Source organism: Pseudoalteromonas sp. Ld20, from assembly GCF_045064175.1.
Lineage (GTDB): Bacteria > Pseudomonadota > Gammaproteobacteria > Enterobacterales > Alteromonadaceae > Pseudoalteromonas > Pseudoalteromonas neustonica.
This window is the reverse complement of sequence record NZ_JBISHB010000044.1, coordinates 106,799-122,048: the sequence shown is the minus strand read 5'-3', so window position 1 is coordinate 122,048 and position 15,250 is coordinate 106,799. Positions and strand designations below refer to the sequence as shown.

The 15,250-nt window shown below is 39.8% G+C and carries 12 protein-coding genes; 10 read left to right on the top strand and 2 right to left on the bottom strand.

Translation table 11 applies throughout. From position 1 onward, the window contains the following. Nucleotides 1–49 precede the first annotated feature (49 nt). Entirely contained in the window at nucleotides 50–370 is a 321-nt protein-coding gene (gene metJ, locus ACJJVX_RS19620) for a met regulon transcriptional regulator MetJ (RefSeq protein ID WP_054204883.1), read from the bottom strand. A 197-nt stretch (nucleotides 371–567) separates the two neighbouring features. Between metJ and metB the strand changes: the two genes are divergently transcribed. After that, on the top strand, nucleotides 568–1,830 hold the full coding sequence (gene metB / locus ACJJVX_RS19615) for a cystathionine gamma-synthase (RefSeq protein ID WP_054204882.1): 1,263 nt from the start codon (nucleotides 568–570) through the stop codon (nucleotides 1,828–1,830). Between the two features lie 6 nt (nucleotides 1,831–1,836). Continuing rightward, on the top strand, nucleotides 1,837–4,182 hold the full coding sequence (metL, locus tag ACJJVX_RS19610; protein WP_054454774.1) for a bifunctional aspartate kinase/homoserine dehydrogenase II: 2,346 nt from the start codon (nucleotides 1,837–1,839) through the stop codon (nucleotides 4,180–4,182). Nucleotides 4,183–4,261: 79 nt separating this feature from the next. Here the strand turns inward: metL and ACJJVX_RS19605 are convergent, their stop codons facing one another. Then, the gene (locus ACJJVX_RS19605) at nucleotides 4,262–6,778 is read right to left on the bottom strand and encodes a PBP1A family penicillin-binding protein (protein WP_169326849.1); all 2,517 of its coding nucleotides are present in this window, start codon (nucleotides 6,776–6,778) and stop codon (nucleotides 4,262–4,264) included. A 132-nt stretch (nucleotides 6,779–6,910) separates the two neighbouring features. Between ACJJVX_RS19605 and ACJJVX_RS19600 the strand changes: the two genes are divergently transcribed. The 8 genes from ACJJVX_RS19600 to ACJJVX_RS19565 all read left to right on the top strand — a co-directional run bounded on the left by ACJJVX_RS19600 (nucleotide 6,911) and on the right by ACJJVX_RS19565 (nucleotide 15,216). After that, nucleotides 6,911–7,990, top strand: coding sequence for a pilus assembly protein PilM (locus tag ACJJVX_RS19600; RefSeq protein WP_405633129.1), 1,080 nt, complete (start codon nucleotides 6,911–6,913; stop codon nucleotides 7,988–7,990). Continuing rightward, entirely contained in the window at nucleotides 7,978–8,544 is a 567-nt protein-coding gene (locus tag ACJJVX_RS19595; RefSeq protein ID WP_054204878.1) for a PilN domain-containing protein, read from the top strand. Before ACJJVX_RS19600 ends, ACJJVX_RS19595 begins: the two co-directional genes overlap by 13 nt. Then, nucleotides 8,541–9,161, top strand: a complete 621-nt coding sequence (locus ACJJVX_RS19590) for a type 4a pilus biogenesis protein PilO (protein WP_054204877.1) — start codon at nucleotides 8,541–8,543, stop codon at nucleotides 9,159–9,161. The genes ACJJVX_RS19595 and ACJJVX_RS19590 overlap by 4 nt, the downstream gene beginning before the upstream one ends. Then, nucleotides 9,158–9,694, top strand: coding sequence for a pilus assembly protein PilP (locus ACJJVX_RS19585; RefSeq protein WP_054204876.1), 537 nt, complete (start codon nucleotides 9,158–9,160; stop codon nucleotides 9,692–9,694). Before ACJJVX_RS19590 ends, ACJJVX_RS19585 begins: the two co-directional genes overlap by 4 nt. Nucleotides 9,695–9,716: 22 nt before the next feature. Next, a complete protein-coding gene (locus tag ACJJVX_RS19580; RefSeq protein ID WP_405633184.1) occupies nucleotides 9,717–11,768 on the top strand; it encodes a type IV pilus secretin PilQ in 2,052 nt (683 codons plus the stop codon). Nucleotides 11,769–12,222: 454 nt separating this feature from the next. Next, nucleotides 12,223–12,741, top strand: coding sequence for a shikimate kinase AroK (aroK, locus tag ACJJVX_RS19575; protein ID WP_054204874.1), 519 nt, complete (start codon nucleotides 12,223–12,225; stop codon nucleotides 12,739–12,741). A gap of 25 nt (nucleotides 12,742–12,766) precedes the next feature. Then, the gene (gene aroB, locus ACJJVX_RS19570; RefSeq protein ID WP_405633125.1) at nucleotides 12,767–13,837 is read left to right on the top strand and encodes a 3-dehydroquinate synthase; all 1,071 of its coding nucleotides are present in this window, start codon (nucleotides 12,767–12,769) and stop codon (nucleotides 13,835–13,837) included. Beyond that, nucleotides 13,837–15,216, top strand: coding sequence for an AAA family ATPase (locus tag ACJJVX_RS19565; protein ID WP_405633123.1), 1,380 nt, complete (start codon nucleotides 13,837–13,839; stop codon nucleotides 15,214–15,216). The genes aroB and ACJJVX_RS19565 overlap by 1 nt, the downstream gene beginning before the upstream one ends. Nucleotides 15,217–15,250: the final 34 nt, after the last annotated feature.

Genomic DNA, 15,250 nt, shown 5'->3' with positions numbered 1-15,250 from the left:
GTATCCAAATCATTGCCTGAAACAGGTGCACGTTATTTACAGGTGAAGATCAGTCTTCATTCAGGATAGGCACTTCTAAACCCATCTCTTGCATAATCTTTTTAACTTCTTCTGGTACTTTTTCTGGATTATCTTTACGTAAGTCTTCATCGTTTGGCAATGGTTGGCCAGTAAATGCGTGTAAAAATGCTTCGCAAAGTAATTCACTATTTGTTGCATGTCTAAGGTTATTAATTTGACGGCGAGTACGCTCATCAGTTAAAACCTTTAATACATTTAACGGGATCGAAACGGTGATCTTCTTAACTTGTTCTGATTTTTTCCCGTGTTCTGCATATGGGTGAATATATTCACCATTCCATTTAGCCATAAGATGTATCGTTGCCTCAGGTTGTTAATTGTTTGCGCGACCATTTTGTAGCGCAAAGATGCGGAAATTCTATCGTTTTAAAAAAGATAGTCAAATACTAGTTATTTAGCCATCTAGGGGTATAAATGTTTTGACTTCTTAAATTTGATCATCTAACCTTTTAGACGTCTAAACATCCAGTTAATATAGGTGACGGTATGAGCAAAAAAAATAAAGCGACAATCGCAGTACGTAATGGCATTGATGCTGATAAACATCACGGTGCTGTTGTGCCTCCTATCCACCTATCGACCACCTATTCATTTGCCGATTTTGATACTAAGCGCGAATATGATTATGGCCGTAGCGGTAATCCTAATCGTGATCTACTTGGCGAAACACTCGCAAAGCTTGAAGGCGGTGCCAAAGGCATTATAACTGCTACCGGCATGGCGGCAGTACATTTAGCAACACAATTACTAAATAGTGATGATACGTTAGTCATTCCACATGACTGTTATGGCGGCAGCTACCGTTTGTTTACTTCGCTTGAAAAGCGCGGCTTATTAAAATTAGTGGTTCTAGATTTAACAAACGCTGAAAACCATCAAAAAATACTTGAGATTAAACCTAAGCTAATTTGGATTGAAACACCAAGCAACCCAATTTTACGTTTAACTGATATTAAAGCGATTACGACAATTGCAAAGCAGTGCGGCGCTTTAGTTGGCGCAGATAACACGTTTTTATCACCGGCCTTACAAAACCCAATTGAATTTGGTGTTGATATTGTTGTGCATTCAACCACTAAATATATTAATGGCCACTCCGATGTTGTTGGCGGCGCTGTCATTGCAGCAACACAAGAGCTGGGTGACGAGCTTGCTTGGTGGGCAAATAATATTGGTATTACAGGTGCACCATTTGATAGTTATTTAACATTACGTGGCCTGCGGACTTTAAATGTACGTTTACGTCAGCACCAAGAAAATGCCTTTATCATTGCGCAATATTTAGAAAGTTCACCCTATGTGAGCCAAGTATATTACCCTGGTTTAGAATCTCATCCACAACATCAGTTAGCAAAACAACAACAACGTGGTTTTGGTGGCATGGTAAGTTTTGATATTGCTGGTGATGTAAATGATGCAGCAGCATTTTTAACGAGCCTAGAAGAATTCAGTTTAGCGGAATCGTTAGGCGGTGTAGAAAGCCTAATATGTCACCCTGCAACGATGACTCATGCTGGTATGGATGCAACAGCTCGCTTAGAGGCGGGTGTGGGTGATACGTTGATCAGAATTTCGGTGGGTATTGAAGATGTAAAAGACTTAGTTGCTGATTTAGAACGTGTGTTTAACAAAGTTAAGCCAGGCCAAGGTAATTGTAGTTCGACGACTACTAAGAGTAACTCGACGCAGCAAAGTACAGAGCAAACAAATTCATTCAAATTAACGCCTGCACATACGGCTTTGTGGTAATAGAAAATGGTAAATATAGTTCATAAATTTGGCGGTTCAAGCTTAAGCTCCGCGGAGCGTTATCAAGCCGTAGCAAATATTATTTTAGCACACACCGAAGCAGGTGACTGTGTTGTTGTGTCGGCAGCAGGTAAAACAACCAATACGTTGGTTAAGTTATGGCAAAGTTATCAGCAAGGAGATCAACAAGCCGTAAGTGATATTTTATTACAGCTTGATAATCATCAGCGTACTTTGATTGAGCAGCTATTAAGCCCAACAGCGCAATACGACGCAATTGATGTGTTAAAGCAAGAGTTAGCCTTAATAGCACAGCAAGCTCAACAGCAAAGCTTACAGGAAGCTTCATTGCTTGCTCACGGTGAAGTATGGTCAGCCCGTTTATTGGCTGCTTATTTACAGCAACTAGGACTTGAGGCGAAAGATATTGATGCGCGCCAGTTATTTACACTTAATGACGGGCAGTTGCTGCACCAAAAAAATCAACAAGCATGTGCAGACTTGGTTTCGGCTAACTGTATTAATGTTGTAACCGGTTTTATTGCGTCAGATTGTCAGGGCAATACGATTACTCTCGGGCGCAATGGCAGTGATTACAGTGCCACTTTATTAGGGAGTTACTGTCATGCTAATCAGGTGTCAATTTGGACCGACACGCAAGGTGTATTTAGTACTGATCCGCGTAAAGTTAAAAAAGCGCTTAAGTATTCTAAGGTCTGTCGTGGTCAAGCTAATTTACTTGCGCGTTTAGGTAACCCTGTTTTACATGCTAAGACGTTATCACCTTTGAAAAATACCGACATAAAACTAGTGGTACGCAGTAGTTATGATACGGATGCCAGTGCCACAGAAATTGTTAAAGAAGGTTACAGTAAAGCTAAACGGTTTATTACGACGTTGGAGAATATTGATTTACTGCGCATTGATCAGCTTCGTGCTGGTGAAGTGGGAGAGTTAAGTCAGTTAATTCAACATAGCCTGCATCATTTTATTCAAAATGGCGATACATACCTATTAGTACCAGCAGAAGCGACGCATCAAGTCGTCAGCCACCTGCAAGGGCGAGCTAATATTATAGAATCAAATTTACATGGTTGTGCGGTTGTTGCGCCACGCAATGATGTAACTCAGTTACTTGAGCAAGCAACGCAGGTGCTGAGTGAGCAAAGTTTAGCGCCGCGTTTTAGTCATCAAGATAATGATTATTTACTACTGCTTACCGATCAATCTATTGATAGCGATGTACTTACATTACTGCATGACAAGTTAATAAATAAAGGTCAAGAGCTCGCGATCATTGTTGCTGGTATTGGTAATGTAGGTGAGGTATTTATTGATCAATTAAGTCAGCAGCTTAATCGCTTACAGCAGCATTTTAGTGTCAAGCTCGTTGGTTTATTGCGTTCACGTTCTATGTTATTTAGCCCAAGTGGTATAACACTTGAACAGTGGCAAACGCAATGGCAAAACGAGGCTGTAGACTACCAAGAAGCAGATCTGTTAGCACATATTGGTGAATTAGATTACGAACATAAAGTAGTGATTGATATTACAGCGAGTGAAGCGTTTAGTAAGCTTTACCCTGCGTTTGTTAATTTAGATTGTCATATGATTAGTGCTAATAAATATGCCGGTACAGCAAATAACGACTGGTATCAAAGTTTGCGTCAAAACTTAGCTGAGCGTAACTTATTGTGGCGTTATAACACCAGTGTGGGTGCCGGTTTACCGATTAACTTCGCATTAGCTGATTTACAAAACAGTGGCGATTGTATTACTCATATCGAAGGGGTTTTTTCGGGTACTTTATCTTGGTTGTGCAGTAGCTATGACGGTAGTGTAGCATTTTCAGATTTAGTATTAGAAGCGCAGAAGATGGGCTTTACTGAGCCTGATCCGCGCGAAGATTTATCTGGTCGCGATATGCAGCGCAAGTTGCTTATTTTAGCGCGTGAGCTTGGACTTACGCTTGAGTTAGATGATATCGCATTAACACCGTTAATGCCTGCAGAGTTAGCACAAGGGGATTGGCAGTCATTCTTGGATAAAAAACACTTACTTGATAATTTTATTGCTGAAAAAGCGCAAGACGCGGCCAAAGATAATAAAGTACTGCGCTACACTGGCGCATTATCAATTCTTGATGGCAAAGTAACGGCTAAAGTTGGTTTAGCCTATGCGACACAAGGCGATGCACTTGCTAATTTAACACCAGGCGATAATATTTTTGTGATTAACAGCCAGTGGTATAGCGATAATGCGTTAGTTATTCAAGGCCCCGGCGCAGGTAAAGAAGTCACCGCTGCGGGTGTGCATTCTGATTTATATTGGTTAGTACAAAACTTAAAGTGATGCCAAGTTAAGTTATGAGAAACATAACAAAAAAGCGCCAAGTTGGCGCTTTTTTAGTTTAAAAGAGACTATATTCTGTTTAAAATAGCTCTTCTTCCGTTTTTGTGTCTTCTTCAAATATATTTTCTACATCTTGCAGTACATATTTAGTAGGTGCAGTACCTTTATCAAAATATTCAAAGCGGCTAGTGTAGTCATTCTTTTTACTTAATAGTCCTGTTGCTAAGTCGATACGTACCGATACTAGATCTTCAGGCGGTTCGATCGGCGCCTCAGGCTTACCATCAAGCGCTACACGCATAAAATCAACCCATGCAGGTTGTGCTGTTTTTGCACCAGACTCAGCACCGGAAATTTGAGCACTGGATAAGTTATTGTTGTAAGTTGAGCGTCCAAGTGGATTGCCTGGATTATCAAAACCTACCCAAACGGTTGTTAATACGTTTCGATTGAAACCACTAAACCAAGTATCAACAGAGTCATTGGTTGTACCAGTTTTGCCAGATAAATCGCGTCGATCTAATGCTTGTGCGCGCCAACCTGTACCACTCCAGCCTGTTTTATGACTCCAACTGCCACCACCCCATATAGCGCTGTTCATAGCGTCAGCAACTAAGAATGCATTTTGTTTAGAAATGACACGCGGAGCACAGCGGGGGAGGGCGGGTATATCTGCGTTATTTTGGTCGTGTTGATTTAATTGTGTCGTTGTTAACGTTTGATCTGCAAATAGCTCATTTTCTATAGCATCACAGGTTAACAAAGGCTCAGTTTTAAATAGTACTTCACCAGTAAAGTCTTGGATTTCGCTTATAAAATAGGGTGAAATCAAATGGCCACCGTTTGCAAATGCACTCATACCACGGGCAAGTTCTATCGGTGTTATTGAAGCACTGCCTAATGCCAAAGATTCACTGCGATTGATATCTGTATTTTGAAAACCAAACTTAAGTAAATGATCCGCTGTACGCTGCAAACCAACACCACGTAATAAACGCACTGAAATAACGTTTTTAGATTGTGCTAAGGCGCGGCGAATACGAATAGGACCATTATATATCGCAGGGCTATTTTTAGGTCGCCATGCAACACCTAGGCTTTTATCCCACTGATTAATTGGCGCATCGTTTAAAATTGAGGCCAGCGTATAACCACTGTCAAGCGCAGCAGAGTAAATGAAAGGTTTAATATTTGAGCCGACTTGTCGTTTTGCTTGAACTGCACGATTATATTGGCTTTGTTCAAAGCTATAGCCGCCGACAATGGCCTTAATTCGGCCATCATTAGGGTCTAAAGACACTAATGCACTTGATGCTTCAGGAAGTTGGCTAAGTACATAGCTATTGTCTTTATTTTTGCGAAGCCAAATTTGCGCGCCTGGGTTGAATATATCGCTTACTTTTTTAGGCGGAAAACTTTGGCGGTAGCGCGTAATGTATTTACGCGCCCATTTTAAACCATCCCAATCAAGCGTCACTTGTTCGCCATTTTTGAGTAACGCAGTTGCTGTTTTTTCATCAACGCTCAGTACGGCTGCTGCCAGTAATGGGCCAATTTCCTTTACTGATTTGAGTTTATCTATAATATCAGCGTGGCTTAATGCGGTTTGAGTCTCAAAATCCCACAGTAACTGCGTTATACCTCGGTAGCCGTGGCGCATATCGTAAGCATGTAAATTATCAACAATTGCTGTTTGAGCTGCTTTTTGTACATCAGACTCAACGCTGGTATAAACTTTAAAACCAGTGTTGTAAGCGCGTTCATAGCCATAGCGTTCGACCATTTCTGCGCGTACCATTTCAGAGATATAAGGTGCGTATAACTCAATCTCAGCACCATGGAAACGGGCTGTAATTGGCTCGTTAATCGTACTTTCGTAGAGTTCACGCGTTATGTGTTTTTCATCAAGCATTCGGCCAAGTACAACGTTTCGTCGAGCTTTAGCACGTTCAGGATTACGAATAGGGTTTAAGGCAGAAGGGGCTTTTGGTAAACCTGCTAGCATCGCCATTTGTGCTAAAGTTAATTCCTTCAGTTCTTTTCCGTAGTATACTTGAGCTGCAGCACCAATACCGAAAGCACGATTGCCTAACTCAATCTTATTAAGATACAAAGCAAGTATTTCATCTTTGGTTAGTAAGTTCTCAATATGCAGTGCAATGAAGATTTCTTTAACTTTACGAATATAGGCTTTTTCTCTTGTTAAGAAAAAGTTACGAGCAAGCTGCATTGTAATAGTACTTGCGCCTTGTTTTTTCTCGCCAGTTGAAACAAGCACTAGCGCTGAGCGTACGATACCGATAGGATCAATGCCTATATGATCGTAAAAACGGGAGTCCTCAGTAGCCAAAAGTGCGTCAATTAATGGTTGAGGGATCTCATCTATCGTAACGGGAATACGTCGTTTTTCACCAAATTGGTTGATGAGCAGTCCGTCGCGAGAAAAAACTTGCATCGGTGTTTGCAGTTGTACATCTTTTAAAACTTGCACACTGGGGATGTCAGATTTAACGTAATAATAAAGGCTTAGTAAAGTAATAAGCCCAAGAAATGTGCAAATGATAAAAAATTGTAAAGTTCGTTTGAATAAAATCACGTATATTTTCCCGAAATGGACTCCCAATTAGAATCGTAGACTGATAGTATATATTGATTAAAAAATGAATAATATTTTTTCAGACAAAAATTATAACTTGTTTATTATTAAAACAAAGGCAAAGTTGCAAACATGTTAAGCCAATTCTTTAATAAGTCGTCATCTGTGATGATAGGGATAGACATCGGTTCACACGCTATCAAGGCGGTGTTACTGAATGAAACGGACAGTGGCTATCGGCTAGAGGCGTTAGCAATTGAGCCCATGCCCAAAGGCGCAATGTCCGAACGTAGCATTCAAGATATTGAAGCTATTGGGAACATTATAAATAAATTAAAGCGCAAATTGCCTAAAGCTGTTCAATATGCAGCGGTTGCAGTATCTGGGCAAACCGTTATCACGAAAGTTATTTTTATGGATGTTACGCTCAGTGATGCCGAACTGGAATCACAGATAGAAATAGAAGCAGATAGCCTTATTCCCTACCCACTTGATGAAGTTAGCCTTGATTTTGAAAAACTGGCAACCAATGAAGCAGACCCATCAAAAATGAACGTATTGCTTTCAGCAGCTCGAACAGAGAGTGTTGAAGCGAGGGTCGGTGCACTGGAGACTGCAGGTTTGATTGCCAAGGTTGTAGATGTTGAAAGCTACGCATTAAGCCGTGCTATGGACGTTTATTATCAACAACTACCAAGTGATGCATTTAACAAATGTGTTGCTGTGGTTGATATAGGTGCGGTGTTGATGTTGGTCAGCGTGGTGCTCGGCGGTGAAACAATTTATACGCGAGACCAAGTTTTTGGTGGTGATCAATACACTAATAGTATTGTAGCTTACTATAACAAAAGCTTTGATGAGGCCGAGATAGGTAAAACAACGGGGGATTTACCACCTAATTATACCTTTGAGGTTCTAGCGCCTTTTCAAACTTCGTTGTTACAGCAAGTTCGACGTGCTGTACAAATGTTTTTAACCACCAGTGGCAAAGATCAAATAGATTACATTGTTTTGACTGGTGGCACAGCCATGATAGATGGTCTTGATAGATTGTTAATTGAAGAGTTAGGCATACATACTATTGTTGCTGAGCCTTTTGAAAATATGGATGTTTCACCTAAAGTTGACCGCAATGTGCTCAAGCGTCATCGTACGCAGTTTGCAATTGCAACAGGACTGGCATTAAGGAGTTTTTCATCATGCCACATATAAATCTGCTGCCATGGCGTGAACAGCAACGAAAGCAATCACAAAACAAGTTTGCTACGATCTTATTTTTGGTGGTGTTTGTGAGCTTTTTGAGCATGTATATGCTGAGCACGTATTATGGCAATCTTAGAGATGGTCAAAATATTAAGAATAATTATTTAAGTACTGAAATAACTCAGTTAGACATGCGGATTCGTGAAATACGAGAGTTAGATAAAAAGAAAGAAAGCTTGCAGCAGCGTATGCGACTAATTGAAGAGTTGCAGAGTAACCGAAATCTTGGCACCCAAATTATGGATGAAGTTGCCAAAATTGTACCAGCCGGAGTTTATCTAACGAAGTTAGAGCGCCGCGGTAATACAATTCATGTGGTTGGGCGTAGTGAATCTAATAATCGTCTATCGACCATGCTACGCGAAGTGCAAGGCTCCTATTTATTAGAAAAGCCCACCATGCAAGGTATTGTTGCGGGTGAAACGTCATCACGTCTGTTGAGTGATTTTAATATGGAATTTTATGTAAAAGCCTTTGATAAAATTGGAGAGGTTAAGCAATGAGCCTTGATATCAAAGCATTGACAGAAATCGAATGGAATGAGATCGAATTAGAAAATATTGGTGATTGGCCAATTGTAGTGAAAATAATTTGCTGTGCATTTATTGCTGCCTTAGTCTTGTTTTTTAGCTACAGCTTATTGGTTTCTGATGAGATTGACAGTTATCATAGCTCTGTTTCGCAAGAAGTTGAGCTACGAAGCACTTATCGTGTTAAGTACGCTGTAGCCAGCAATTTAGAAATTTATCGCCAACAAATGGTTGAAATGGAAGAGAAGTTCTCTCTACTTTTAAAGCGATTACCCACCTCGAATGAAACGCCTGGTTTGCTAGATGACTTATCATATGTAGGCACTACAAGTGGTTTAACCTTTTTAAAAATTGGTTGGCTACCAGAAGTTGAAAAAGAATTTTATACCGAGTTACCGATTAAAATTGAAGTGGTAGGGACTTATCATGAATTTGGAGACTTTGTCGGAAAGGTAGCTCAACTGCCGCGTATTGTAAGCCTGCATGACTTTTCTGTTAATAGTTTTAGCTCAGGAAAGCTAATATTTAGTGTTGTAGCGAAAACATACCGCTACGAGAGTGAACCCAAAAAAGTAGGGGCTAAAAAATGAAAAAGTTAGCGCTTATCTTTTTTGCCACCGCACTGATCACAGCATGTAATGATGATACCTCTGAACAAAAAGAGTTTATTGATCAGGTTAAAGCCAGTACAACGCCAAAAGTTGAGGCAATCCCTAAGCTAATTCAGTTTGAGCATTTTGAATATAACTCGCGACAACTACGTAGTCCTTTTGTTGCACCACAGCCTGAAATTATTCAAAATAATATGATACAAGTAAAAAACTGCCTACACCCAGATCCAAAGCGTATGCGTGAACCTTTAGAAAAATACCCTTTGGATAATTTAGCGATGAAAGGAACATTAGGGTCAAGTGGTGAAATGTGGGCATTAATAAGAGCCGCAGACGAAACCCTGCATAGAGTGACTGTTGGGGATTATTTAGGTTTGTATCATGGCGAAGTTCAAAATGTTAAAAGTGATTTTATAGAATTGTTAGAATTAATTCCCGATGGGTCTGGTTGTTGGAAAGAGCGCCTGACGAAGCTTGAAATGTTAGAGGCGCCAAAGAATGACGCGAGTTAAAAATCAAAAAGGTAAAAATAAAATGTATAAGGGAGTATCTTGGAGTCGTCGCATTCATCATGTCATGTTTGTTGTTGTAGCCCTGTTTATAACACAGTCAGCGATCGCAGCACCGCTGTTATATGATATTCGTTATAATCCTTTATTAGCTGGAGAAACGGAATTACAGCTAGTATTTGACGAAGAGTTAAAACAAGCACCTAAAGTTCAGGTGTTTAATAACCCAGCTCGCATTGAAATGCGTTTTAACGCAATGGATGTTGACGATGATCTTGGTGACGTGCAAATCAACCAGTCAGGTATAGTGAAAGTTAGCAGTGTTGCCACTGATGGTAATTTAGTTGTTACTGTTCACTTAGAGCGATTAAAAATTTATCAAACTAAAGTAAAAGATAACCTTTTATCACTGCATGTTTCAGATAACCCTTTAGCAATAGAGGCGACTCCAGAAGGTGAGGCTAGTGACGCCAATGGCAGTTATATAAACAGTATTCAATCGATTGATTTTCGCCGTGGCGAAAAAGGGGAGGCGCGCGTTCTTGTCTTCTTAAAGGACACTCAAGCGGCTATTGATGTACATGAAAGTGGTGGTAAGATTATTGTAGACTTCCATCATACAGATATTCTCGATGAGCTTTTGTATGAATTGGATGTGCTTGATTTTGGTACGGTCGTCAGCTCAATTGAGACATTTAAAGAAGGTAGTGTAAGTAGAATGGTGGTTGCACCTAATGCAGCTTTTAAATTTACTTACCAGCAAATAGAAAACATTCTTACTTTAAGTGTAGAAAAAGATAATACTCAACGTTCATATTTAGATGGTGGCAAGGAATATCAGGGTCGTCCTATGACTCTAAATTTTCAAGACATCTCAGTACGCGCCGTTTTGCAAATTATTGCAGGGTACAACGACTTTAACTTGGTAACGAGTGATTCTGTTGAGGGAAATATTACTTTGCGCTTAGATGGCGTTGCCTGGGATCAAGCCTTAGATGTAGTCTTAAGAGTTAAGGGCCTAGATAAGCGTATGGATGGTTCAATCTTAATGGTTGCTCCATCAGAAGAATTTGCAGAGCGTGAAGCGAAAGAGCTTAAAGCAAAGCAACAAGTTGAAGAGTTAGAGCCGTTATACAGTGAGTACATTCGTTTAAATTATGCAAAAGCAGAAGAGTTTGCTGATTTATTAAAAACGGATACTAACAGTATTATAAGTCAGCGCGGCAGTGTATCTGTTGATAAGCGTACTAATACGCTTCTAATTAAAGATACGGTTGGTAGTATTGAAAGTATTCGCCGAATGGTTGAAACGCTAGATATCCCAGTAAGGCAGGTTTTAATAGAATCTCGTATGGTAACAGTGCGTGATAATGTAAAAGAAGATTTGGGTATTCGTTGGGGATTCAGTGATCAGCAAGGCAGTGATGGTATTTCAGGGACTTTAGAAGGCGCTAATACAATTTCTAATGGCACAATACCAGGTGTATCCGATCGCTTAAATATCAACTTACCTATTGCGAACCCAGCGGGCAGTATTGGTATGCACGTTGCTAAACTGGCAAATGGTACTTTGATAGATTTAGAGTTAACGGCGTTGGAAGAAGAAAATCGCGGTGAGATTATCGCAAGTCCACGTATTACGACTGCAAACCAACAAAAAGCGAGGATTGAACAAGGTACTGAAATACCTTATGTAGAATCAGCTTCAAGTGGTGCAACAACCGTAACATTTAAAAAGGCAGTACTAAGTCTCGAGGTGACGCCTCACATCACACCAGATAATAAAGTGATACTCGATTTAGTAATTACCCAAGATACACGTGGTGATACAGTACAGACGGGAACAGGCCAAGCGGTTGCTATTGATACACAGCAAATTAAAACGCAAGTATTGGTAGAAAATGGCCAAACAATTGTACTGGGTGGAATATTCCAACAACAGATCATTAATTCAACCAAAAAGGTACCATTATTGGGCGATATTCCTTATTTAGGCGTATTGTTTAGAAGTACCAGTGAGTTTAATGAGAAAAAAGAGTTGTTGATATTTGTAACACCTAAGATTCAAGTTGATTAATTTCGCTCTCGACTTGTGTTAGTTTAATATTTTTGTAGCGTTTTATTTTTTAGTTGGTGCGTACTTAAATACTCACCAACTTGGATTTTAAACGGCTATAATATGAGAATGTTTTTACCCATATTGAAATGTAAATGTGGGTAAAAATAGAGAGAATGGTGGAAATATTGTGTTATTAAGCCATAGAAAAGTTATGGCTTAGGTATCACACCACAATAAAAGCACTTTGGGTTGGATGTTTTTTGACCGCAAAATGTTAGCCGAACCTATTTTTGGTCGGTTTTTTCTTAATCAATGAGCATTTATTCACTTTAATTGCTCGTTAGTTGGCTTTTTGTTCTATTTGACTTGAAATACCTAATCAATTACTGAGATAATCCCCTCCTTAATTTTGGGGCCAGGTCGTTAGGCGGGGTTTTATTTCAAATTTTAGAGTTCGTTTGTACTAAAAGATATGGCTGAGAAACGTAATATATTTCTAGTTGGTCCTATGGGGGCTGGCAAAAGCACAATTGGTCGTCACATTGCTGACCAATTGCACCTTGAATTTGTCGATTCTGATCAAGAAATCGAACGCCGTACCGGTGCAGATATTGCCTGGGTGTTCGATCTTGAAGGTGAAGAAGGCTTTCGACTTCGTGAAGAAGGCGTCATTGGTGACTTAACCGAAATGCAAGGTATTGTACTTGCAACTGGTGGTGGTTCCGTGATGAGTAAAGAAGTTCGAAATAAGCTTTCGGCTCGAGGTATCGTTGTATACCTAGAGACACCTATCGAAAAGCAAGTTGCACGCACGCAGCGCGACAAGCGTCGCCCATTACTGCAAACAGAAGAAGCACCTCGTGATGTATTAGAGCGCTTAGCTGAAGAACGCGAACCGTTATATAAAGAAGTTGCTGATTTTACTGTACGCACTGATGAGCAAAGCGCTAAAGTTGTTGCTAATCAAATCATTGAGAAATTAGATTTTTAAATACCAATAAGAAAGGATGCTAGCGATGCTTGAATTAACTGTTAATTTAGACGAGCGAAGTTATCCTATCTATATTGGTCAATCTGCACTTCAACAGACTGACAGGCTACTTCATCATATTGGTGATTGTCGACCTATCATTATCACTAATGACACCATTGCACCTTTATACTTAAGTGATGCAATGGCGTTATTAGCTGATTTAAATCCGCTAAATTTTATAATTCCAGATGGTGAGCAATATAAATCACTAGAATGGTTTGAGAAAATTTCAGCATTCCTACTTGAAAATAATTGTGGCAGAGATACCTGTTTAATCGCTCTTGGTGGTGGTGTTATAGGTGATCTTACTGGCTTTGTTGCTGCGTGTTATCAACGCGGTGTTCCGTTTATTCAAGTACCAACTACATTACTATCGCAAGTTGATTCATCAGTTGGCGGTAAGACAGCGGTTAACCATCCTTTGGGTAAAAACATGATTGGGGCATTTTATCAGCCACAAGCCGTGTTTATCGATACTAAATCATTGCATACACTTCCTGCTCGTGAATTTGCAGCCGGTATGGCTGAAGTCATAAAATATGGTTTAATTTACGATACTGAGCTATTTGGTTTTTTAGAGAACAATGTTGCTCAGTTACAAGCTTTGGATGAAGAAACAATTCAGCATGTTATTTTTCGTTGTTGTGAAATCAAAGCGTTAATAGTTGCACAAGATGAAAAAGAAGCAGGTCTGCGGGCTTTACTTAATTTGGGTCATACATTTGCTCATGCAATTGAAGCTCAAATGGGGTACGGACAGTGGCTACATGGCGAAGCTGTAGCGACAGGTATGGTATTAGCTGTGCAACTTGCACATACGCGAGGTGATTTAACCGAGCAAGAAGTGACAAGAGTGTGTGACTTGATTAGCAAGTATAATTTACCTGTTGTGATCCCTGAGATTATGACTAGTGAGCACTTTTTGCATCATATGCGTAAAGATAAAAAGAATAAAAAAGGGACTATTCGTTTTATTTTACCTACTCAATTTGGCCAATGTGCATTGGTTGATGATGTCTCAGATCAGCAAGTCCGAGATTTAATAGGGCGCTAATGCAATCGCAAATCTTACCAAGCCGTGCGGCTTTGGTTGATCGTATTGCCCTTCAGTTTGAATACGGGCAAAGTCTTATTGCTCTGCTAGGCTCTTCAGGGCTTGGTAAAAGTTACCTTCTAGAAACCTTCATTACAGATAAATATAGCGACTTTAATAAAGCATTTGTTCAGCTATCGGCTCGAATGACCGACGTTCAATTAATGGGTGAATTACTTGAACAGAGCTTTCGTGCACCATTAATAGATCAAAACCTTAGTTTGTCAGAGAATTTTTATCAGCTTGCGAAGCAGCAAAATTGTGGTGCGTGTTTATGGGTTCTCGATGGTGGAAGACACCTGTCAGATGAAATGGCTGAAGAGTTAGTTAAACTTGCAAAGCAAAGTCCCACTACGTTGTATATCTTAGTTGCCACACAGGTTGTGGCACAATTTAGTAGTAGTGTAGAAATTCATCTTGAAGCGTTATCAATTGCTGAAAGTAAGCAGCTTATGAGCTGGTATTTTAAAGATCTCCCGATAAATGAAGATCCTGTTTTTCAAACTTTTTTGCATGAAACTCACGGTAATCCTAGTTTACTCTTAGCTTGGGAGCCGACCCTGCATAGCGCAAAAGTTGAACCAAAAGCGAAGCCATCATGGCCAATTCATTTAGTAACATTAATGCTGATTATTATGTTATTGATTATTGGTTTTTTATACCAGTCAGATATGACCCGTTGGTGGAAAGACGTTTATCAGGTGCAGCCTGAGCAAGCAATTCCTACCGCATTAAGTGTTAACACGTTTAAATCAGGTGCTGAGGATAGACAGAACACAGATGTAATTACATTGGCCGATAATACGGATAGTGAGCAGTTGCTTGTAGATGAAAGTATTGAAACAAAGAGTAGTAAAGTTAATGCTATCGCCAACGATACACCAATTGAGCTTGATGCAATTGAGTCACCCTCTGCCACTCATAAAAATAACGTAGCGGCTATTTTAGATAGTTTAGCCATAAGTGAGCAAAAGAAAGATCCAGTAAATATTGTTGAACAACCAAGCAAGGTAATCGACGTTTCGATTGCAGAATTACCAGCAGATAATGCGTGGTATTTATCACAAACGGACAACAATGTAGTTATTCAATTATTAGCCGTTACTCAGCAGTCTGTTAGTGAGCAATTTATTGCCCAACAGCAATTACAAGCAAATGCTAAAGTGTACCAAACATGGCGCAATGGAAAGCTGTGGTGGGTTGTCACCTATGGTAATTATCCAAGTATGCAAGCAGCGCGCGCTGTGTTACCAAGCCTACCTGAGCAAGTTCGTAAAAATCAGCCTTTTTATAAAAAAATTGCCAAAATAAAACAAGAAATTGCATTACTAGATCAGTAAATTAGTACTGATTAGTGTAAAATTGCGCTACACA